Source organism: Burkholderia sp. Ac-20344, assembly GCF_017104975.1.
Classification (GTDB): domain Bacteria; phylum Pseudomonadota; class Gammaproteobacteria; order Burkholderiales; family Burkholderiaceae; genus Burkholderia.
Window position 1 is genome coordinate 74,115 of record NZ_JAAGPP010000006.1, and the last position, 23,171, is coordinate 97,285.

Genomic DNA, 23,171 nt, shown 5'->3' on the forward strand with positions numbered 1-23,171 from the left:
ACGTCTCTGACGCGCATCGCCAATCGACCGTACGCATCGAATCTGTCGGGCAAGCGCGCTTGATCGACTGCTTGCAAACCCGCCACGGCGTGACGTAGTCCGGCCGTGCGATGCCAACATCTCCGCGCTTGCGACCCGCACTGTCTCAGCGCGTCGTCATGCGAACGAGCCGACGGGACGGCGAACCGTCCCGTCGGCCATGCGCTCGCCGGGCGCATCCGCCCGGCTACCCGTTACCGGTCATACTCGAAGGACTCGGTGAAGAGCGTGTCGGCCGGGTCGGACCAGCTCAGGTTCACGAACGAGAAGTCCGTGCTGCCCGCCCAGCCGGCCACCGACGGGAACGCGACGCCCTGATCGCCCGGCACGTTGAGCGTCACCGCGGCGCCCGGCTGAACCGGCGTCGCCGATGCCGAACCGTTGACGAACACCGCCGCTGTCTGCCCGGCCGCGGTTGCGCGAATCTGCACGTTGCCGCGCTTGACGAACGACAGCCCCGTTTTCGACGTCCAGGCCAGCGGGAAGGTCGTGCCGCCCGCGAACGTGCCGGCGGAGCCCGGCGTCAGCTTGTCGCGTGTGGACTGCGCCAGATCGTGCCACGCGTACTGGCGCAGCGCGTCGGGCGACGGCGACGGCGCACGCAGCCGGACCGTGTAGTGCCTGGCCGGCGTCGACGTGTTGCCGTTCTGGTAGACGTCGATCGTATAGGCGCTGAACGGCTTGATGTCGGCCAGCTCGGCGGCGCTCAGTTGCGGCTTCGCCCATGCGGTATTGTTGCGCGGCGCGTCGCCGGGCCACGTGAACAGGCCCTGGTTGGCCGGGTCCTGCGCGACGCCGGCCAGGCGGAAGTTGTTGCGGCACTGCGCATTCTTCGCCAGTGCGGCGAGCTGCGCCGGCGTCTGCCCGCTTGCGATCTGTGCACGGATGTTCAGCGTGTCGCAGGTGCCGCTCGACGGCTGGAGGAACACGCCGTTACGCAAGCCGGGGCCGTTGACGATCGCGAAGTCCACCGCGGTGCCACCTGCGTCGACGGCCCCCACCTGCAGGTTGAGCGAATCGACGAACGCGTTGGTCCCGGTCGACGGATTGGCCGGATTCAGCCAGTCCCACTTCTGCGCGTTCGCATTGACCTTGCTCAGTACCGCGCGCTGATTGCCGACCACGCGCCAGCCGGTATCGCCGTTTGCGAGACTGCCCGCCTTCACCGCAAGCTGTACATGCTGCTGCATGCCGTCGCGAATGCCGTCGCTGCGCGTCCACGCGAGCTTGACCCACATCGTGTCGCTGGCAACGACACGGATGACTTCCGGCAAGCTGAAGCTGGCGTTGTTCATTGCATCGTCGGCCACGATGCCCGGCGTGCCGCCGGCCGGCGCCCCGAACTCCTGGTCGACCGACATCCCGTTGTTGAGGTACGCGGCAGGCACGCCTGCGTTCAACGCGCCAGACCCGACGTCGTCGACAAAGATCTGACCGCACGCCGATACGCTGCCGCCCGTGCGCGCGGCACCGGTCGAACCGGCGAAACACTGGTTGAGCGCGCGCTGCAATGCCGCCAGATCGCTGGCGCTCGGCAGGTTCGACACGACCGCGCCGTTGATGGTCGCGGCGGCCGGCAGGCTGGCCTTGTCGCTCGCCTGCGGCGCGACGCCGGGCGCGAGCTGAAGCTGCACCGGCGTATCGCTGGACGCGCCCGCCACCGAGCTGATCTGGACGCCGCCGTCCGGCAGGACGTTGATCTTCACCTGGTCGAGCAACCGGTCGAGACCCGGCGCGCCCGCGGTCAACGGGCCGGAAATCAGGTCGACGCCCGTATTGCCGGTGGCGGCCAGCAGGTCGGCCAACGCCGACGAATAGGCCTGCACCGTGCTGGCAACCGCCTGGGCCGTGACCTTGCTTTGCAGCAAACCGGTGTCGGCCAGCAGCTTGGTCGGATTGTCGCCGATGATCGTGGCGGCGATCGCGTTCGTGATCGGCGTGATGTTGATCGTCTGCGTGCCGCCCGTGGCGCTGAGCGCGATCAGCGTGGCCTGCGAATCGGCGACGTTGCCGTATGCGGACAAAGCGAACGGCGCGGTCAGGCCAGTCACCGTGCAATGAAACGCGCCGGTTGACGCATCGGCCGGGCAGTCCACCGCTTTACCGGTCGCATCGACCAGTTTCACGGTGGCGGCCTGCATTGCAGCGCCGGCGGCCGCGACCCCACTGACCGTCTGCGCGGCGGGTTCCGACGGCGGCGAGGAGGAACTGCTGCCACCACCGCAAGCCGACAGGACGAGCACAGCAATACCGGATACGACAGGTGTAAGTTTCATTGCGTTTCCCCGAGGTCCTTCTGGTTGATGCGTGTCATATGCACCGCTCATGCACGCTTGATGGCGAGGATTCTCGCAAAGCCGATTTTTGCGATCATCATTCAGGTGGATGAAAATCGGGAAATAACACGGCACGAAACGCAAATAACCTGTGTTAGCCTGAAAAAAATTCGGTATTCGAATCAATATCGTCAGACAAAATCCACATACGAAGATCGCGAAGCGACGGGGGAAGCATGCAACGGGACCAACTCATCGGGGACCTCTACGAGGCCGCGCTGCAGCCGGACGGTTTTCTTGAAGTGTTTCATCGGGTATCCGAATCGCTGGGCGCAAACGTTTTTCACATGTTCAGTTGGGATGCCGCGCGCAATGCCCCGAAATTCTCGATCTACTCGCCGCGCGCGGAGTTCGACGAAATCATCGCGCGCTACGAGCAGTATTACGGCGCGCTCGATCCGCGCCGCGGCTTCGTCGAGAACGCACCGCTCGGCGAATTCGTTTGCTGCCAGGATCACCTCACCGACCGCGACGTCGAGCGCAGCGAGTTCTTCCAGGACTATCAGATTCCGGCGGGATTTCGCTACCTGATGGGGATTCGCTTCGCGCGCCCCGGCAGCGACAACATTCTGCTCGGGTTATTGCGAGCGCACGGCCGAACGCCGTATTCGTCGGAAGAACGCGCGGCCCTGACCGGTATGGCCGGGCATCTGCAACGCTCGATCAACCTGTGGCGAGACGCGAGCGTGCTGCATCGCGACGCCACGCTCGGTACCGAACTGATGGAGGAGCTGGGCCTGTCCGTCTTTGCACTGGACAGGCACGCGCGCGTCCTGTTCGTCAACCACGCGGCGGAGTCGATGCTGCGTGCCACCACCTGCCTCAAGCTCGAGAACGGGCACCTGAGCGCGACGAGCGCGCCGCAGAACGATGCGCTCAAGGCGGCGTTGACGCGCGTCGCGAAGACCCGAAAGAGCGAGAGCCTTGCCCTTTCCGGCACGTCGGTCGCAGCGCACGAAATTTTTCTCAGCATCGCGGTATTGTCCGGACAAGCGCTCCATGGCACTTTCGGCGATGCGACGATGCTGATTACGGTCAGGCGGCGCAGCGGGGCTCCGCTCGTCGTCGCACAACAGCTGCGGCAATCGTTCGGCTTGTCGAGCGCCGAAGCCGCGGTCGCTGAAGCGTTGATCAGCGGCAAGACGCCCGACGAATGTGCGGCCAGCGCGGGTGTGTCGCTTGCGACGGTTCGTAGCCAGTTGCGTGCCATCTATGAAAAGACACACTCGCGGAATCAGGCGGAAGCGGTCGGACGGATGCTGTGGGTGCTTCCTCAGCACAAGCGGGGAGATTGACACTTCGATGCTGCGAGCAGCGTCAGCGGTGAAAGCGCAATTGCTTGCTGCACCGGGTTTGGTATGGCGGCGGAGCAATGACCTCGCCGCAAGTTCATGTGGACAAGCCTCGGAGGTGAAATGGCCGTTGAGTGACGCCAATGCGACCGCAGCGATAGATCGCGCATTGGCGATAAGCCCAGCCTTGAATCCTAGCGAGCTAGTGGCCGCGAGCGCTGCCGGTGCTGGCCTATTCAGTTTTGGTTCTAATGCAGGGACACCCACGTCGCTGGCGGATTTTTTAATAGGCGATGAGCGGCAAATAATATGGAGTCCGCATGTATGATGCCAGTACTGTATTGGTCGCGTTTTTTTGGTGTTGGGTATGGTTTTCCACTATTTTTGTGGGTCTGGTTGCATTTGATTTTGATTTTGTCGGGAAGCATGGGAGTGCGAGTTGGTTCAAGCGGTCACCTCTATGGTGGGCAATACGGGTACTGTGGCTGGTCTCTTTGACCCAATAAAGTTCGCAGTTCGATTTTTTTCGAGGTAAATGAGCAAGCACCACAGCGGCGCAAATGATCATTGCACATCGGACGATATCATCGCGAGCTGCGGCGATACGTTAATTCACAATTCGTCAACAATATGACGCACATGCCGCCAGTTCAGCATCAATAGGAAACAATAGCCAGAAAATCGTGCCTGTCGAAAACGACTTTGCTACGATCATACGATCGGGCAGCATGCCTGACGAGAGAGGACCGATATATGGGAGGAGGCTGTCTCCCGGTCCGATAGAAGAACCAACAACGACAGGACGTTATCGCCTATGTCGCCCATTTCCCTTCAAGAGATCGCAAAGCAATTCTTTGCGCTGCAAAACAATCGGCTGTTCACGATCGACACGCCGTTGTCCGGTCGCTCGGCGCTCGTGCTGACCGAGTTCGTCTGCGAAGAGGGGTTGGGCGAACTGTTTGAAATGAAGTTCATGCTCGCGTCCCAGGACCCGAACATCGAGCTTAAGCAACTGATCGGCAAGCCAGTGACGGTCACCCTGCAACTGACTGACGCGCTTGCCAGTACGGACGTGCGCTATTTTCACGGCTACGTCACTGATTTTATACACACCGGCACAGATGGTGGCCTTGCTACCTACGAGGCCGTCGCCCGACCGTGGCTCGCCTTCATGGATCGCCGTCAGGATATCCGGATTTTTCAGGAACAGACGGTCGGCGATATCCTCAACGACGTGATGCATCGATACCGGAGATTCGGTGACGTCGTGTTTCGTTTGTCCGCGCCAACGATTAATCGCAGCTACTGTACCCAGTACAAGGAGACTGATCTCGCTTTCGCGCTGCGCCTGATGCAGGAAGAAGGGCTGTTCTTCTATTTCGAGCACAAGAAGGACGGCCATACATTGATCATCACGGACTCGTCGATCAACGCCGATCCCATTGCCGGGTACAGTCCGGTACTGCGCTATTCGACCGACGAGATCCTAGAAAGCAACCAGATCGTTACATCGTTCGTATCGCGTCGCAAATTCACGTCAGGTAGCGTCGCGCTCAAGACAGGAGACTATAAAGCGCCTGGTGCGCGGCGTTACGTCGAACGAGACACGGCTGTCGATCAGGGCGAAGTCGACAACTATGAGCTCTACGACTATCTCGGTGCCCACGGTTTTCCCGATTCCGATCGAGGCGAACAACTCGCCCGATTCCGAACCGAGGCGCTGGCTGCCCACAGCAAGATCTTCGTCGGCAAGAGTCACTATCGCAGGCTCGAGCTTGAGCGGTACTTCGAGCTCGACGCGCACTACGATCACGAGCAGGCGAAGCCCGAGGACCGGCAATTTCTATTGACGTCGATCCGGCACCATGGAACGAACAACTACCAGGCAAAGCCGGAGTCGCAAGCCCTAACCGTGCCGGGCAGCGCAATCTATACAGCCGAATTCCGCTGCATCCGCAAGAAGATTCCGTATCGACCGCTGCTGACGAATCCGCGGCCGACGATCCATGGCGTGCAGACGGCAGTGGTAGTCGGGCCGAAAGGCGAGGAAATTTACACCGACAGGCTTGGTCGCGTGAAAATCCAGTTGCCATGGGATCGGCTCGGCAAGCAGGATCAGGCGAGTTCGTGTTGGGTGCGCGTCGCGCAACCCTGGGCCAGTAGCGGATTCGGGATGATCCAGCTTCCTCGCATTGGGGACGAGGTCGTCGTGACCTTCACCGACGGCAACCCTGATCGCCCCCTAATTATTGCATCTGTCTACAACGCGGCGAACATGCCACCGTGGGCGCTGCCGGACAACGCGACCCAGAGCGGCATCCTGACACGCTCAACGACAGGCGGCGACAACGGAACGGCGAACGCACTGCGCTTCGAAGACCGAAAGGGGCAAGAAGAAGTCTGGTTGCATGCGGAGAAAGATCAGCGCATCGAAGTCGAGAACGATGAATCGCACTCGGTCGGCAACGATCGCGAAAAATCGGTTGGGAACGACGAGAAGGCCAGCATTGGCCAGAACTGGACCTTATCGACTGGTGGCGTCAAGTTTGAGACCGTCGGTCTGGCCTCGGTGCAATCGGTCGGACTTGGCAAAATGCTCAACGTCGGTCTGGCCTACAACGTCAACGTCGGCGGCCTGTATCTACGCAATGTCGTACTGCAGATGGCCAGCACGGTCGGCATGGATCGCGTTGATCGCGTGGTGCAGGACTGGACCGCGCACGTCGGGCATACCTATGAGGTAACGGTACGAGGCAAAGCCGTCGGCGATGCGGTCAAGAAAGACCAGGAGACGCCGCTCGACATTTCCCCCAGCTTCAGCCCGCAAATCCCTGATCCGGTCCAGAGTGCGAACAGCAATCAGATTCGAATCACCGACTCGGGCCAGGCAAGCCTCTCAGGCGCGAAGACGGCGCAACTGATCGGTCCGGGCGGCATGATTACGATCGACGCGGCCGGTATTCACCTGAAGGGCAAGGGAATCTATCTCGAGGGACCGGTCACGCAGAGCGGCGGCAGTGCAAAAGGTCTCGCGCCCGTCACGGAGGCCGATTGCGCGGAATGCGCTAAGAAGACCACTAGCGCGCATCCAGTGGACGTTGCAACTGGCCAGAAGTTGCTCACGCACGACGATTTCACATTGCCAGGAAGAGTGCCGATCCGCTGGAATCGGCGTTATCGCAGCGCCGATCAGCGAACCGGCAGTTTCGGCATCGCATGGAAGCTTCAGTACGCGACCGAAGTACGTCGCGTGACGATCGCTGATATACCGAAGCTCGTCTATATCGACTTCGACGGCCGACAGCTGCAATTTCCGTTGCTCGATTCGGGTCAGGAACACTTTCATCCGATCGAGAAATACACGCTTCAGCGGCTTGACAGTATCGAGAGGCTCACGAGGTACGCGGTACGCTTTCCGAATGGCATCGTCGAGACGTATAGCCCGCATCCGAGCGAATCCGATCGTTGGCTGTTGGAGCGCTACGAGACCCGCGACAAGCAATCGCTGTCGTTTAGGTATACGCCGAGCGGCAACCTGCATCAGATCCAGAACAACTGCCATACGGTCTCGTGCCAGCACGACAGTGAAGGCCGCATCATCGAGGTCCATCTGCTCGACGAGCATGGCACTTCGACGCAGAAACTTGCCGCGTATCGATACGACGATCACGGCGATCTCGTTCACGCGATCGACAGCGGCAATCTAACCTGGACATACGCGTATCACACGCACCTGCTGACGCGCTACGAGACGCCGGCCGGCGCAACGTTCGTCGCCGAGTGGGACGGCGAGACGCCACAGGCGCGCTGCATCAGAACCTACGCGTACACACTCGACGCCGACGGCCAGCCAGTCGTGACGCGCGAGGCACGCTTCTCGTACCAGCCGACCGCCCGGATGACGCAGGTGACGGATGCACTCGGGAACACGACGACGTACCGCTACAACGGCCTATGGGCAGTCGACCAGATCGTTCATTCGGACGGCAGCGCGGACCAGACCGAGTTCGATGAGACGGGTAATGTCGCGGCGCGCATCGACGCGCTCGGCCGCAAGACGCAATCAGTCAGCGACACAACCGGGAATCCGATCGCGATCCGTGACGCCGCAGGCCAGCTGACGCGCATTGAATACAACGACCAGAACTTGCCGACGCGAATTACCGATCCCGCTGGGCATATCTGGCAGCGCGAATACGACACCGACGGCCATCTGGTCAAGGAGATCGACCCGCTCGGCAACACATCTAGTACCACGTTTGAAAATGGCTTGGCTGTCGCACACACCGACGCGCTCGGTAACGTTACGAAAACACAATTCAACGACGCCGGTCAGATGATCGCACGCACCGACTGCTCGGGCTTCACGACGCAGTACGGTTACGACGAGCGCGGGCGGCAAACCCACCAGACGAATGCACTCGGGCAGACGAGCAAATTTTACGGCAATGCTGCCGGACTGCCCACGGCGATCGCCCCGGCTGGGCTCGGCGTCTGGAAAACGGCATACGATCGGACGGGACAGGCGATTGCCTATACCGATCCGCTTGGGCGCACGACGCAGGTGACACGGGACGCCTACGGCCAGATCGTCCGGGTTGAAGCGCCTGATGGCAGCACCACCGGTTACGGTTACGACGTGCTCGGGCGGGTCGTGGCGCTGACCAATGCAAAAGGCGAGCGCTGCACGTTCGAGTATGACGCGCAGGGTCGCATGGTTGCACAAACGGGATTCGATGGCCGACGCCAGCAAGTCGAATGCAATGCTGCTGGCGAACAGATCGCACAAGTCGATTACGGCAATGATGGCCAATTGCGCACGACGCTGCTTTACGACAATCTGGGACGGCCGATCGAGAGACGACTCGGGGATGGAACACACACTACGTTTGGTTACGACGCTCGTGGCCTGCTTACGCAAATCCGCCATGAACCGAAAGACAGCGAATCATCGCAGATCACGTACGAATACGATGCGGCCGGACGGCGCACGGCCGAGGTTCAATCGCACCACGGGCGAGTTTGGCGGCTCCAGCACACGTTCGATGCAGCCAGCAACCGCAGCGGGATGCAGTTGCCTAGCGTCGGCACGCTGACTTGGCAACGTTACGGCAGTGGTCATATCCACGGGCTACTGCTCGACGGCGAACCGCTGGCGAGTTTCGAGCGCGATGCGTTGCATCGGACGATTCATGCAGTTCAAGGCCCCATCGCGCAGCTGTTTGCGTACAACGAAGCCGGATTTCTGCAAACGCAGCGCTTGCAGGATCTCGATGAGCGGGGGCAGCCACGTGCGGAACCGCGTCCGTGGCGCGCGTGGGACTACGATGCGGCCGGGCAGATCACGCGACTAGCCGATACGTGGCGAGGCGAGCGTCACTTCCAATACGATCCGCTCGCGCGGTTGGCCAGTGTGAACCGGCTGGGCGGCGAAGCTGTCCAGCACCCGTCAGGTGAAATATATCGGTACGATTTGGCAGGTAACCTGCTCTCGAGGCTAGACCACGGATCGGAAGACGACAGCGCAGCTATGTCGATGACCGATGCGACCGCCGTCCCGGAGGCGCCTGGCGATCGGTTGAAGCGATTCATTGCAGTCGCCGGGCTGACGCGCTCTCAACTTGATTTCAGCTACGATGGGCACGGCAACCGGATCGGACGCGTCGCGCGAGCGCTGCAGGATGTGCCTGAGCCGGATCACAATCCCGGGCTGCTCGACAGGTTGCTGACCCGCAGGGATGTCGTCGCACCTGTAACAACACCGGAATCCGTGGAAACGCGCTACCGTTACGACAACGGGCATCAACTCAGCAGCATAGAACAGGCCGATGGCAGCCGCACCGAATACCGCTACGACGCGCTCGGTCGACGGATCGCAAAGGTTCATACGCCCGCCGGTGCTGCGCCGTCTACAACGCTATTCGTCTGGGACGGCGACTGGATGTTGCAAGAGGTCCACGCGGGGCAGACTCCGCGCAACGATGAGTCCGTGACCTACGTTGCCCATCCGGACCATGCCGGGCCGGTGGCTCGTCTCGAGCGCAGCAAACGATACTTCTACATTACCGATCATCTTGGTGCGCCGCAGGAACTCTACGACGAGACGCGTCGGGTCGTGTGGGCGGCAGACTGCGACGGCTATGGGCAGACGAAGTCGATGATCGCCGACGAGGTCGACAATCCGATCCGGTTCCCGGGGCAATTCAGGGACAGAGAGTCCGGGCTGTACTACAACCGGCACCGGTACTACGATCCAGCTATAGGCCGATATATCAATCAGGATCCGATCGGCTTGCGTGGCGGGCCAAATTTTTATGCCTATGCGGATGGCATTCCGACACAGAAGATCGATCCGAGTGGTCTTGGCACGATAGCAATTGGTGCTGGTATCGGAAGTGTCGTTCCCGGGCCCGGAACACTGATCGGTGCAGGAGTTGGCGCCCTGGTCATGATCGGAGCGGGCATCTGGTACATGACGAGGTCCACGGACAGTACGCAAGAAAAGGTCAAGGAAAAAGATGACTGCCCGAACAAATGCAATCCATGCAAAACCGTGTCGGGGAAGATCATCGCAGTTGGCACATTTGGGTACAGGCCGCTCGACGTGATACCTGATAATGAAATGCAACATGGCGTGTACGGGTCGCATCACAATATATTTCAGGCCAATCAGTCACCATATCCGAAATGCATTTGCTTCTGGGCGAAGCAAAAATATGTGCTTAAGCCGGAGCAATTAACGTCAAGCATGGTGCCGATTGAGCCATTTCTCAACTCACCTTGATAGGAAGGAGGCGCATCGTGAAATACGTTTCATCTGGACTAGATATCCACATCGGCGATCATGTTATCGTCGAAGGGGACGTTGCTGGCCTTGTCGTGTGTGATTTCGACAAGCGCCAATGTGTAGATGGGTATGACGACTGGCTTATCGATCAAGAGTTGGTCGGAGGCGGAAAAATGTCAGAAGGTATTCTTGTGGAAACAAAGGCGCTCGGATTTCTTTACTACTCTAGTGAAGATGATGAGATAGTTAAGGACCCGAAATTTACCGATGCGAAATGATATTTTCGAAATATCACGACAACAGTCGATCAATAATTGATAAATAATGACGTATTGAGTTGGCAAAAATGCAACCCATCGTTCGCAAGGGTGACATGACCGATCACGGCGGTGTCGTGCTCGATGGCTTCGGAGGCATGGATCTCAGTGGTCAGCCAGCGGCTGGCGTTGGCCATATGGTCAGTTGCCCGAAATGTAAAGGCATATTCCCGATCATTCAGGGATCGAGCCAGTATTCGATTGAAGGTCGCGCTGTCGCCTTGCATGGTATGAAAACCGCCTGCGGCGCATCATTAATCGCCAGTCAGCAGCAGTTTCTTGCGGATCAGTAGAACGCGTTCCCAGACCAGGTTTCCCCAACTGCCAGCCTTATCCGCCGTTACGTGACGAAATAGCACTGCATTATCAACGACAGGCTGCATGTCTTTTCCCTCTTCAATAAACAATACTGCGACATATTGGATGTGGGTTCAAGCAATGGCAACTGCGCGACGTGACCAATCAGCGAGTGCATTCGGTTATCGGACTGGCCCCCACGATTCTTTTAGAGCAACGAAAACGAGCTTGCTCACACGATATACGACGGGCCGCTTGGCCGGCTTCGAAAGCGTGCAGAAATTCCTTCGAGTGGCACTTCGGGTCGTCTGAGCTGCAACCGATATCTCCGACGACCTGCAGAGCACGCGCTTCTGGTATCGCAATGAGCCTTTGCCCACATTCGACTACAAGACTGCCGAACAACGCATATCAGAAGGACGCACCGAAGACCTGCTGCACTACATCGCCTCTTTAGCCGGAGATGCCATTCACCTCCGGCCTTCGAAGTCAGCGCGTCATCATGCTGTCGCCCTGACTTCGCTGAACAACTGTAGATAGGCAAGGTACGCGCACACGATCGACAGCAGCGCGCAGACGAATGCAAAGAGAAAGATCGACGGATAACCCAGATGCGAGGCAATCACACCGCCTGCAGCGCCGGCCATCAGGATACCGATATCGAAGCAGGATTCGTAAGTACTCAGTGCCAGTCCGATGTTTTTTTCCGGGAGGCTCTTGATGGCCGGCAATGCCAGCAGCGGGTAGACCATCGACAACCCGAAGCCCGCGAGGAAAGAGCCGACGGAGGCCTGAACCGGGGTCTTTGCATAGGCAAGCAACAGCAATCCGATCGCCTCGACAATCAGCGAAACGATCACCGTGTTCAACCCGGATGAATCCGCCCGCCATCCCAACAACAACCGGGCGGAAACGTAGCCGATTCCGAACAGGGCGAGCGCGATAGCCGCATAGGCATTCCATCCGTTTCCAAGAAAAAGCAACGCCAGGAACGACGTGACCGACGCATATCCAACGTTGGCCAGTGCAAAACCCGCCCCTGCCTTCCAGATGCGCTTTATCGCATAGCTGAGCGGAAGGTGGCTGTGATCGTCGTGTACGCTGACTTCCTTGATGAACCATACGACGAAGGTTCCGAGTAGCGGTAGCGCCGTCATCACGGCGGCGCCGACCAGCAATCCAGCGGCCTGATATGACCACACGCCCAGGTAATTGCCGATTGCTAGACCCAGGAACATCGCAATACCGACCCAGGACATGATCTTGCCGGCGTGCTCACGTCCCACCAATCCGATGGGCCAAGTTCCGCTGCAAGTGAAGATCAGACTCTCACCGATACCCATCAGAATCCGGCTGGCGAACACGACGGCGAATGCGAGGTAGCGACCGGGCTCGCCTGCCCCGATCACTGCGATGCACAGCACTCCGGCAACGAACATCAGCAGCAGACCGCGGATCATCCCGGTCTTCGGACCGCGCGTATCGGAGAAGCGACCGGCATAGGCGCGCGACAGCAGAGTCGACACGGACTCCGCTGCGACGACTGCTCCGACGAAGTACGGCGACAGGCCAAGCACTTTGTTCACGTAAATGGGCAAGATTGCAAGCGACGTACCCAAGCTGACAATCGCCACGAATAGAATCAACGCAACGACCACCGCCACCGCGAAGTTTCCGGATTTTTCGTTATCTTTCATTGAATGACCCTCACGATTCCGTTCTCGACAGCAATCCGCTCGTCGAGAATATTTCTCACCGCGTCCGCAATGATGATTTCCTCGACCTTGATTATTTCGTCCTTCAGCTCCGGCTCGGTCATACCCGCCGAGATACGCACGACGCCCTGATCGATGATCGGCCCCGCGTCGACCTCGTCGTTGATGAAATGCACCGTCGCGCCTGTCACCTTCACGCCGGCATCGAGTGCGCGCCGCTGCGCCTTGTCACCTGGAAACGCGGGAAGAATCGAGGGATGCGTATTGATCGTCCGGGTCCCGTACTTGTTGACGAAAGCCGGCGAGAATATCCGGCGGAATCCTCCGAGGACGATCAGGTCGACACCGTGCGCGTCGAGTTGACACGCGATAGCCGCTTCGAACAGATCGCGGTCGGCGAATTCGGAGTGCAGGATTCGCGTAACGTCGAAGCGATCGATCAGCGTCCCGCCGGTGGCCGGAAAATCCTTGTTATTGGTGATCACCAGTGCGATTTCCGCCGGCACGGATGCACGATCGACGCCTTTCATGACCGACCGGATCAGGGAACCCCGACCGGAAAACAAAAATGCGATCTTCTTCATGCCGTGATTCCTTCTTTGAGTGTCGCGAACCGTGCCTGCCATGCGTCGCCGTCGCAGCACAAGAAAGTGCCATCGGCGAAAATCTTCGTTCCGCCGACGAAAACTTCATCCGGACTTTCGTTCCGCAGCAATCGGAGATTGCCGATCGGCGTGTCGCTATACGCTTCGCTCAACCGCGCGCGCCGGTAGATCAGGAAATCGGCCAGCCAGCCAGCGCGGATTGCGCCAAGGCGCCGCAGGCCGATCGCTTCTGCACCCGATACCGTCAACATTCGGAACACGTCCCGCGCGCCCGGCTTTTCCGTCAAGTCGTGTACGCCATGGTGGTACAGGCAGAACATCGCGTCATTCGTCAGGCGGTTTTCCGGATTCACCATCGCAGCGTCGGTCCCGAGACCGACGTGCTGGCCATCAAGAAATTTCCTGACCGGCATCCGGCCCGCACCGACAAAGCTGTTGCTGATCGGGCAATGAATCAGGTTCGCTCTCGTCCGTTGCAAGATCTCGATGTCGGAGTCGTCCACACTACTGGCATGTACCAGTGTGGCGTGTTCGTCCAGCACACCCAGCGATTCGAGATGGTGAAGCGCACGGGTGCCGCGCACCTCCCTGAACGATGCGACCTGTGTGGGTCCTTCGTGGATGTGCATTGCGAACTTCTTGCCAGAGCGCTTCGCGACCGCATGCAACTGTCGCACGAGGTCATCGCTTGCAGACAACTCGGAGGCGGTCGCAGGCGATAAGTGGATCCGTGAAGATTCGTACCCTGCAACGGACCGCTCGTATCTGCTCAGGATTTCGTCGATTCCATATGCGGCCGGCTTGCTACCGGTGCCCAGCCACTGGTCACTCTGGCAGAACTGAATCGACGCGCGTACCCCCACTGCCTCGCAAGCGTGCGCATCGGTCTCGAAGCGGCTCGTAAAGATCCCAAAGCTCGTCACCCCCGCCCGCACATTACGCAGGATGCTGTACAGTGCCGACGTCCGTTGAGTTTGCTCGCTCTCGAGCGCGTTGTTTTTATGTACGGTGTCCAGCACGACCTGGATCGGCGAAAAATCGTGCAGGTCGCCGTAGAGTTCCTTGCTCGGATGCAGATGTGCGTTGACCAACCCGGGAAACATCAGGCAGCCCGCGCCGTCGATCACCTGGTTTCCGGTGCGCGGTCCTTCCCCTGGGGGATAGATGTCACGAATCACGCCTTCGCCGATGAGGATGTCGGCCTTCACGCGCCCGCAGGTTTCGGGTTCGAAGTATTCGATGTTTGCGTACAGAACATCATCGCTCATGGCAACACACGCTCCGCGTTGTCGACATGCAGAGACGAACCGAGCGCACAGCGTATGGCAGTCTCGAACTCCATGGTCCGGTCATAGAGTCCGCGAGTGAGGAATCCATTTGTTCCGAGCACATCGATCCAGCTATCGCCGTCCGCGTCCAGCGTATCCTTCACGTACGTCGACAATCGAGCACCGGCAGGCATGGCGTCGATCAGCCCGGTCGGAAGCATGACTTTTCCGCTGCATCCATAGGTTGGTCGCGTCCGCCCCGTCTTGAGAACCGCCGCCCAACCGTAGACGAAGTCACCGAATGCGGTCCGTTCGACCAGCCCTTCGAGCGCAACCCAATAGTCGACGGCTTCTTTGCACGACGACTGCATTGCGGCGAGTCGGTTCGCACATCCCCGGATTGCCTCGACGTCGCTGGCTGGCGTTTCGGACACGCCCGATTCAGCTGCGATGGCGACAATTCGGTACGATCCGAAAACCGCGTCCGCCACGCCGCGAAGTGCGTTGATCTTCGCCGCGTTCTCCGATGCAATCGCGATCACTGTTGTTTCATTCGGCATTGTCGTAGATCCATTTCATGATGTCCGTCTTCGCCGATCCCTTGTAGATGTCGTCAAGCGTTTCGCTGGCAGAAAGGATCAGCGGCATTACCTCCGATTCGCCGCGCCCGTCGATCGCGTCTTTGGCTTTCGACATCGTATGGTCGTAGATCTGGGTAAACGTGGTCTTCATGATCGTCGATCCCAGTTTGAGCTGATTGCACCCGCGCGACACGAGATCGCTGTAGATCAGCTCATGTATGAACGAGAAGAAGCCCATGTCATACGGCAAACCGGTAATGACGTCCGTGCTTCGTGAAATCGTTTCGCAATACAGATGATTTTCTCGAATGAAAAACTGCATCCCGATCGTGCAAGGAAAGTCCTTTGTGTCCGATTTGTGATAGTTCTGGTTGATGTTGATGATTGCGCGGCGGGAATCCTGGTTCGCAGTGAGCATGCTGACGATCCAGTTGTACTGGTTACCGTATTTCTCGACGGGCTCGTAGAATACGTAATAGCCGTAGTTCGAGTTGACGTTGCCATCCTTGTCCATCAGGGTCATCCAGAATTTCGATGCATTGGCTAGTCCGCTCTCTGCCTTGAGACTGCCGCTGAAGTATGCGATCAGCTCGCGACAAAAGTACTTCTTTGCCCCGTTGCGAAGCGAATGGACGCGATTGCGCGGATTGTTCAGGACATAGTTGACGCCGTAAGCCTGGGTCGCGTCTCCGGCCCGCGACTTGATGGGCCGCCCTTCCTGGACGATGTTGCGAATGCCTTGCCTCACCAGATCATCGACAGTGTCGCCGTAGATGTTGGTGAATCCATGATGGACGTCGGCCCTCGGATTGGTTTTCAGAAGTAAATTTTCCATGATTATTTTTGAATGGTTAAATTTCGACTTCCCGACTTCTACAAACGGAACTACAACAGCAATCAGCTCTCACCCCAACGGGGAAGCGGTGGACTCCATTGCTTCAGCCCGACCAACAGCTCTGCGTTGCTGTTGATCCGCATCAAGAGCTTTCCTTCAAGCGCATTGGCAAATCCTGCCTCTACGACATGGGCGACCAGATCCAGCAGACGATCCCAATAGTGGTTGACGTTCAGCAGGAAGATCGGCTTCTTGTGATTTCCAAGGATCAGGTTCGACAGAACCTCGATGGTTTCTTCGATCGTTCCGATGCCACCGGGCAGCGCGACGAAGCAGTTGCCCAGATCCTCCATCAGCTTCTTGCGTGTTGCCATCGAATCGACAATGTGCAGGGTGCTCAATGATGTATGGGAAATCTCCGCGCTGGTCAGCGCTCGCGGGATGACACCCGTGACCTTGCCCCCGGCGTTCAGTGCCGCCTTGGCCACCACGCCCATCAAGCCGACCTTTCCGCCGCCATACACAATCTCCGCGCCTGACGACACCATGTCCGTAATGAACCGCTCTGCCTCGCGGGAGAACGCCGGACTGGCGCCAAACGACGATCCTGCGTAGACGGTTACTCTGAAACCGGTGGGATACCGATCGATTGTCATTAGCTATCCTGATTAGCTGCTTGTGTCGAGCATCTGCATGGTTGGCCGATGCTTTTTTCTGGGGACTACGAGACGCTTGGTGAAACAGGACGCAGGTCGTGTTGGATACCTTCGATCGCACGGATGCAGAGCACGATTTGGGGCGACACGACTGTTACTTGACACACATCGAAAGCGAAGAGGGTGCGGGTCGCCAAAAAACATGGCATCTCGCGCAACAAAAACATCGCATGGAAAGGCATTTTAGACGGCGGGAATCGCGTGTCAAGGGTTTTTATAGAAAACAACCTCACATGTTATGCAACATTAGAGAGGGAAGAGGTGGCGGTGCGGCGTTTATGGTATGAAACGCGATGTTTTGTGCTCGTGATAGCGTCCCCGGAGGCCGGTCATGCGTGTAATACTTAGCGTGAATCGCAACGTTCACACTGCCAGCCTGCGGCGCCCCTCTGCCGGACGGCCCGTAACACCGGCACGCCTCGACTCATCATCCACTATTGAAAATGGAAAGTTCTGAACACGACGTCAGCGCGGCTCTGATCGCCCAACGGATCAGGGAAATTCTGACAAAGAACGGCATCGGCAGACGTCAACACGCTGGCACCATCAGTCGGATCCTGAACCTGAGTTTCTCGCAGGCTCATCGAAAGCTGAAAGGCCAGAGCCCCTGGGCGATTCACCAAGTCAATCAGATTACCGCGGAGTTCGGCGAGGACGTCGGCCAACTGTTTGGCGAGTCTCAAGCAGACTCTGCCCCCGTGGAGGGAGACCCAACCGCCGCGTCGCTCGTTATCGGTAACACAGCGATTCCGTGCCAAGCGCATATCGGCCTGGCCTTGTCTGCGGACCAGCGCGGCGATCTGGTCGCACTGGAAACCGACGGTCGTTGGTTCATCCATACAGCAGACAATGCACCTGACGGTCAACTGCACAGCGTGCGCCTGGTCACGATCAGGCCAACTGTCGAGGAGATCCGCCGCTTAAGCATCGCGATTCTCGACGACTCGGCCGAGGCGGCCGACGAGTTATCCAAGTACTTGCGTAATCAGGGTTTCAACACGCAGGCCTATTACGATATCCAGTCCTTCAACGATGCGGTCCGCGATCAGATGTTCGACGGTTTCGTCGTGGACTGGATCATCGGTCAGGACACCTCGGAGAGCTGCATGACGAAGATAAGGCAATCCGAGAATCCCGATGCTCCTATTCTTGTGCTGACCGGACAACTCAACACCTCGGAGCGCGAGTCGCAAATCGCTCGCGCAATGCGGACCTTCGACATCCTCGGGCCCTATGAGAAACCGATCAGGCTATCGGTAATCAAGGCTGCATTCGATCGTTACTTCAATCGCTGACGGATGTCAGGCGCACCAGCGTGCGCAACAGTACCTCCCGGCGGACCGGCTTCATCAGATAGTCATCGAACAATGCCGTCTGTTCCTTCGTCAGCAACTCGGGCGCGTGCGCACTGACGCCGATTACCGGAATCCGGTGGTTCGGGCCGCGTGTCAGACGTAATTCACGTACGACCGAGATGCCATCGCGCTCGGGCATGTTCAAGTCGAGCATGAGCGCGTCGTACGGGCGCCTCATGAGCTTCTGTATCGCCCGTTCCGCCGACTCGCATGGCTCGTGCGTACAGCCGATCTGATCCAGTAGCGACGCGAATGCCCTGAGTGCTGAAGGATTGTCGTCGACAACCAGCACGTGAGGAGGCGACGCGAACGTAGACGGTTCGGGCGATTCCTGTCGGCCCGGCACCGGTAGCAACGCATTGTCGCCACGGGACACTTTCACGGGCAGGTTCACTGTGAATGCACTGCCTCGGCCAACTTCGCTCTTCACGCGAATCTCGCCACCGAACAGGTCGACCAACCCCTTCACGACGGACAGTCCCATGCCCGCGCCGTCATGAATGTTCGACTGTCGCTGACCGATCTGTGTAAATGGCTGAAAAATAAATTCAAGCTTGTCCGCAGGGATGCCGGCGCCCGTATCCTCAACCTTCAGAATCAGACGTCCGGCGCTTCCGGCAGACTGTAGCTCGCACGACAGCTTGACGTCCCCATCCCTCGTGTTCTTGATCGCGTTCGACAGCAGGTTCGTCATGATCTGCCGGATCCTGACCGCATCCGAATACAGATAGACGCCGTCCAGCCCCTGACTTTCGCAGATCAGCCTGACTGGCTTCTTGCCAATCAGCGCGACCGCCTCGGAACCCGTTGCACGAAGGATCGGTTCAAGTTCGAAATCGCTGTTTCGCAATTCGAGCTTTCCGCTGTCGAGCCGGGCATAGTCCGCAAGATCGCGCATCTGCGATTCGATCTGATCTACGGCAAGCTCCAGGCGCTTGATGGTGTCGGTATGCTCGAGTCCGATCCTCGATCCGGCGATCACATCGATCGCGGACATGATGCTCTGCAGCGGTGTTCTGAGTTCGTGGCCAATCGCGCCCAGGAACGCGTTCTTGGCCCGAATCGCCTCGCCCGCAGCAGCAGTCGCCCGGCGCTCCGCGTCCAGCGCACGCGCTTGTTGCCGGATCGTCTTCATTTGCTGCCTGATGTTGAAGATCGTGACGAGTCCGATAATCGCGGCCGACATGATAATGATCGATACACCGATCAGGATAATCTGACGATTCAACAGGAACATCTGGTAGGTGCGATCGCGTTGCTTCGCCTCGGCATGCGCGGCGAGCGTCGACAGGTTCCGTGCCTCGAGCCGCACCCGCCGTATCTTCAGTGCCGCCGCCTCCAGTTGCACCGAAGGGACCTTGGGCCGAGCCAGAATTTGCTCCACGTCCGAGAACAACGCTCGGATCCGGTCCACCTGTTCCGCGTAGCCCGGTTCCACATAAAGTAACCGGGTAGATTCCGAGTGATTCGATAGAACAAAGAACTTTGACTCAAGGATCTTGAATTCCGTCGTCACATCCTTGCACTGGCTCAGGCAACCCCAATCCTTCCTGTCGAGAAGCAATTCAAAGTCGGCAAGACGGGATTCGAACTGTGCTGTGGATGATGCGTAATTTTCCTGCGTCCCGACGAGCGAGAGGAAATTTCGCTCGGAGAACAGGTTGTTGTAGCAATAGACGGCAGACGACATTGCCGCCAACATCAGGAGCGTCAGCACCAGAAAGTAGCCGTACACGCCGCTCGCACGCGGCAATTTGTCCAATTTCATTTCACGATGATTTTGTATATTTGCCAGATGAATCGTGTACTGTACAGCGGGCCACTCAACTCCCCCCCACCCGTGTCTCTAGGATAAACAATAAATAACGGCCCGAAATTCTCTATGGAAAGATATTTGCCGTTCATTTTGTAGGCAAGAATGGCGCCATATTTTTCAAAATCCGATATTGGAATATCTCCATAGTAGTCATCCAGCGTGTATGCAGTGATATATTTCCCCTTGCCGCCGACTTTCTTCAAGATATCCAGTACCGAAACACCTTCAAACAGACTGACTGGCGTCCAAGCTGTGGACGTTCGGATCGTCCTGACCGGAAGTCGCATCAGATCGGCTTCCGTAAATACATATTCCTTGGCCTCGGGGTCGGTAAAATTACTGATATCCCCCGATATTGTTAAGTTGTAGCAATACCCACTGTTACACCAAGCCATCGACCATATTGCCATTACCACAAAAGCGCTTTTCATTTTATCACCTGCCATCTCCAAAAAATGACGCTTGTTTGGTGAAATGCAATTCTTTTTATTTAGTCAAACCTGCAAAAACATGAGACGCCCGTCATACCGAACTCGATTGTGACTAGGAACGGTCACACCCGGAGTCGCGAGATCAATGTCAGCGGTGAGCCAGCACGAGTGAAGCGAACGTATGAAGCATACCGTAGCCAACGATAGCACGGGTGATGCGGTTGATCGCCATGTCGAGGCGAGAGCGTTACGGTGCGTTATTGCAGCAGGTAACACCGATGAGTCCGTGTTTCTCGCACATAAGTCTCAGAGCGACGCTTTATTAGCTCGAAGGGACTGACATCCAACACCGCTCTATCTTGATCGTCTCGATAGCAAGAAGTAGCAAAGTAACGAATCTCACAAAATTTACGTCACCAAGAAGTGAGAATGTCAGTCCATTCGGGGAGAAGATAGACAGTACGTCCGAATGCAAATCCTCCGGCAGGTGCAACTTCTTCTGAGAATCTCGGGCGGCGTCGAGCAATGACGTCGCATCTGCATCGCTGAGTTCAAGTGCCAGGGCAACCGTCTTACCTCGAAGTCGGACTCACTTTTTTTGAAGATTTTTTGAAGAATGACGCAGATCCAGCCATCAGCCCGTGTGATGTTACTTTTTCTTCAAAAGCAACATATCGGGACCTCGGACAGCCGTTTCGAATAGGATCCCGCCATACGTCGACGCTTTGGAACGACGAGTACATCGAATCTCCAAGCAAGACCAATCTCGGCTATACGTCCGAGTCTTGCGCACGTATCCGAAGTGAAGTGGTGGTCGAGCGCTCTCAACGCGGCAACAAAGATATGACGTCGCCGATCGAACATTGTGTCGAAAACATCTTCCGAGAAATATCGACCCGCGATTCATTACAAGGCGACGCAGATCGCATCCTTGGTTCGTAAAATGTCGCCTTTTATTCAAAGACAACTTATTGAGACTGCGGACATCTTTTCTGAGAGACAACAACGTGTTGTGGGCTCTCAGAAAAGATGTCTTTGCCCCTCTTGAAAAATCAAGGACTTGGACATCTTTTCTGAGACGAGTGCACGCTGCTCGTCTCAGAAAAAGTGTCCTTGGGCACGAAAATTCTCAGAAAAGCTGTCTTTGGACAGTTGTCCGGCTCCCTCGGTACATCTCGTGCAGAAAGCGGCGAGCGCGCCGGTGTGACTCTTATCGGCGGTGGCCACACTCGGTCCTTGAATAGGATCTTGGCTGAATCCGATGAGAATTCGACGGAACTCGGCGTGCATCTCGATCGTTCGTGGCTATACGATGGACGCGATATTTCCTCGTCCCATGCAGTTCGCACGGCTCGTTAGTCCGGGCAAGTCTCACGGCTCCTTGTCGTGGCCCCATTTATTTCACTTCCCGTCCCGGGTGATCACCGATGCGTTACGGGGCCCGTGATCATCGTGGCGTGGGAACGCAAGCGTGGCATGTGCTGCTCAGAGCATGCAATTCAGCAGCAAAAAGCCGGGAGTCTGGAGTACTCCATGCGCCGCCATATGCGGCTGCACGCCTAGCAAGCTGAAGCTCGGTAGAGCCGTGCCCGCCTCAGCGGAGTGTCGTGCAACGGGCGCCCATGGAAATGCTAAGGCGAAGCAGAACAGATCGACCATTCGTTGATGGAGTTCAAGCGGGCCGGAGAATAAATCTGCGCCCGCCCGAAAACTTCGCAATCGGGCTTAAATCGAACCCCTGTCTTGACCTGCATGTCCGGGGCGTGCGCCGCTCTTGAGGTACGTTTCCAGAATGGCAGACACGCCCAAAAACGTAGGGTACTCGTCGGTAATCACAAACGTCGGAATATTGCGCAGATACGCGTTGAATCGCCCTTTTTCTTCGTAGCGCTGCCGGAATGGCGAACGTTCGAAAAACTCCCCTAATCGAGGCACAACACCTCCTCCGACATAGATACCGCCGGTCGCGCCGAGCGTCAGCGCGAGATTGCCGGCGACCGTTCCGAGCATGCCGCAAAAACAATCAAGGACCTCGGCGCACAGAGGATCAAGATTGAGTGCGCGGCGGACAATTTCCTCCGTCGGCAAATCACCGTCGTGGCCATCGGATCGTGCCTTGAGCGCGCGATAAATGACTGCGATGCCAGGGCCGGACGCAAGACGCTCAAACGATACGTGAGGCCAGACCTTCCATGCATACCGCAGGACGGCGACTTCGCGTTCGTCTGAAGGCGCAAAGGTTGCGTGTCCGCCTTCGCCGGCGAGCGGTATCCATTGTCCACTGGCTGGTATCAGACCCGAGACGCCCAATCCGGTACCAGCGCCGATGAGACCGACGACCCCGCCGGAACGAACCACGCCGCTACCGATTTGGCGGAGCTGAGACTCACGCAGATACGGCAATGCCATTGCCAACGCAGTGAAGTCGTTGACGACGCAAAGGTCATCGAGGCCTAGCGCTTGCTTTGTCGCGTCGATCGAGAAACGCCAACCATGATTGGTCATTGCTACCCAGTCACCATCAACGGGATTCGCGATTGCCACAGCCGCGTGACGAACACGCGCGACGGCCACCTCTTGCAGGTATCTGTGAATGGCTTCGCAAATGCCTGGAAAGCCGCTGCATTGATAGACGCGAACATGATCGAATCGGCCGCGGCGCGTCTCGAGCGCAAAGCGCGCGTTGGTTCCGCCGACGTCGGCAAGTAATCGCGGTTCATCGACGCAGTACTCCACGTTGCTACTGTCGTCGGCTTGCAAGTTCAAATCGCTCATCTCGCA

Annotated in this window: 15 protein-coding genes and 1 pseudogene; 6 read left to right on the forward strand and 10 right to left on the reverse strand. The window is 57.9% G+C overall.

All coding sequences use genetic code 11. From position 1 onward, the window contains the following. Nucleotides 1–233 precede the first annotated feature (233 nt). Nucleotides 234–2,315 (reverse strand): hypothetical protein, encoded by a 2,082-nt coding sequence (locus G3N64_RS03865; protein WP_205782473.1) that lies wholly within the window; start codon nt 2,313–2,315, stop codon nt 234–236. Between the two features lie 236 nt (nt 2,316–2,551). On the opposite strand from G3N64_RS03865, the gene G3N64_RS03870 reads away from it, so the two are divergent. The 5 genes and pseudogenes from G3N64_RS03870 to G3N64_RS39575 form a co-directional block, all read left to right on the forward strand. Continuing rightward, nucleotides 2,552–3,670: a helix-turn-helix transcriptional regulator gene (locus G3N64_RS03870; protein ID WP_205782474.1), complete on the forward strand. Its 1,119-nt coding sequence runs from the start codon at nt 2,552–2,554 to the stop codon at nt 3,668–3,670. Nucleotides 3,671–4,481: 811 nt separating this feature from the next. Next, nucleotides 4,482–10,451, forward strand: coding sequence for a type VI secretion system tip protein TssI/VgrG (gene tssI / locus G3N64_RS40370; RefSeq protein ID WP_205782475.1), 5,970 nt, complete (start codon nt 4,482–4,484; stop codon nt 10,449–10,451). A gap of 17 nt (nt 10,452–10,468) precedes the next feature. Beyond that, a complete protein-coding gene (locus G3N64_RS03880; RefSeq protein ID WP_124580319.1) occupies nt 10,469–10,732 on the forward strand; it encodes a hypothetical protein in 264 nt (87 codons plus the stop codon). A 137-nt stretch (nt 10,733–10,869) separates the two neighbouring features. After that, nucleotides 10,870–11,064: a PAAR domain-containing protein gene (locus G3N64_RS03885; protein WP_241020768.1), complete on the forward strand. Its 195-nt coding sequence runs from the start codon at nt 10,870–10,872 to the stop codon at nt 11,062–11,064. A 256-nt stretch (nt 11,065–11,320) separates the two neighbouring features. Continuing rightward, nucleotides 11,321–11,524: pseudogene (locus G3N64_RS39575) on the forward strand (DUF2384 domain-containing protein); the annotation flags it as partial. Between the two features lie 44 nt (nt 11,525–11,568). On the opposite strand, the gene G3N64_RS03890 reads toward G3N64_RS39575, so the two are convergent. The 6 genes from G3N64_RS03890 to G3N64_RS03915 all read right to left on the reverse strand — a co-directional run bounded on the left by G3N64_RS03890 (nt 11,569) and on the right by G3N64_RS03915 (nt 16,728). Continuing rightward, nucleotides 11,569–12,765 (reverse strand): MFS transporter, encoded by a 1,197-nt coding sequence (locus tag G3N64_RS03890; protein WP_205782476.1) that lies wholly within the window; start codon nt 12,763–12,765, stop codon nt 11,569–11,571. Next, nucleotides 12,762–13,367: a phosphoribosylglycinamide formyltransferase gene (gene purN / locus G3N64_RS03895; protein WP_205782477.1), complete on the reverse strand. Its 606-nt coding sequence runs from the start codon at nt 13,365–13,367 to the stop codon at nt 12,762–12,764. Before purN ends, G3N64_RS03890 begins: the two co-directional genes overlap by 4 nt. Then, complete coding sequence (locus G3N64_RS03900) at nt 13,364–14,656, reverse strand: amidohydrolase family protein (protein WP_205782478.1); 1,293 nt, start codon at nt 14,654–14,656, stop codon at nt 13,364–13,366. The genes purN and G3N64_RS03900 overlap by 4 nt, the downstream gene beginning before the upstream one ends. Further along, a complete protein-coding gene (locus tag G3N64_RS03905; RefSeq protein WP_152855882.1) occupies nt 14,653–15,216 on the reverse strand; it encodes an inosine/xanthosine triphosphatase in 564 nt (187 codons plus the stop codon). The genes G3N64_RS03900 and G3N64_RS03905 overlap by 4 nt, the downstream gene beginning before the upstream one ends. Further along, a complete protein-coding gene (locus tag G3N64_RS03910) occupies nt 15,206–16,072 on the reverse strand; it encodes a thymidylate synthase (RefSeq protein WP_152855881.1) in 867 nt (288 codons plus the stop codon). Before G3N64_RS03910 ends, G3N64_RS03905 begins: the two co-directional genes overlap by 11 nt. 62 nt (nt 16,073–16,134) lie before the next feature. Then, entirely contained in the window at nt 16,135–16,728 is a 594-nt protein-coding gene (locus G3N64_RS03915) for a TIGR00730 family Rossman fold protein (RefSeq protein ID WP_205782479.1), read from the reverse strand. A 503-nt stretch (nt 16,729–17,231) separates the two neighbouring features. Here G3N64_RS03915 and G3N64_RS03920 point away from each other — a divergent pair. Then, entirely contained in the window at nt 17,232–18,083 is an 852-nt protein-coding gene (locus tag G3N64_RS03920; RefSeq protein ID WP_152855879.1) for a helix-turn-helix domain-containing protein, read from the forward strand. On the opposite strand, the gene G3N64_RS03925 is transcribed toward G3N64_RS03920, so the two are convergent. The 3 genes from G3N64_RS03925 to G3N64_RS03935 form a co-directional block, all read right to left on the reverse strand. Continuing rightward, nucleotides 18,073–19,911: an ATP-binding protein gene (locus tag G3N64_RS03925; protein ID WP_152855878.1), complete on the reverse strand. Its 1,839-nt coding sequence runs from the start codon at nt 19,909–19,911 to the stop codon at nt 18,073–18,075. The genes G3N64_RS03920 and G3N64_RS03925 overlap by 11 nt on opposite strands. Continuing rightward, nucleotides 19,908–20,390: a molybdopterin-dependent oxidoreductase gene (locus G3N64_RS03930; RefSeq protein WP_205782480.1), complete on the reverse strand. Its 483-nt coding sequence runs from the start codon at nt 20,388–20,390 to the stop codon at nt 19,908–19,910. Before G3N64_RS03930 ends, G3N64_RS03925 begins: the two co-directional genes overlap by 4 nt. 1,725 nt (nt 20,391–22,115) lie before the next feature. Then, nucleotides 22,116–23,165: a glucokinase gene (locus tag G3N64_RS03935; RefSeq protein WP_205782481.1), complete on the reverse strand. Its 1,050-nt coding sequence runs from the start codon at nt 23,163–23,165 to the stop codon at nt 22,116–22,118. Nucleotides 23,166–23,171: the final 6 nt, after the last annotated feature.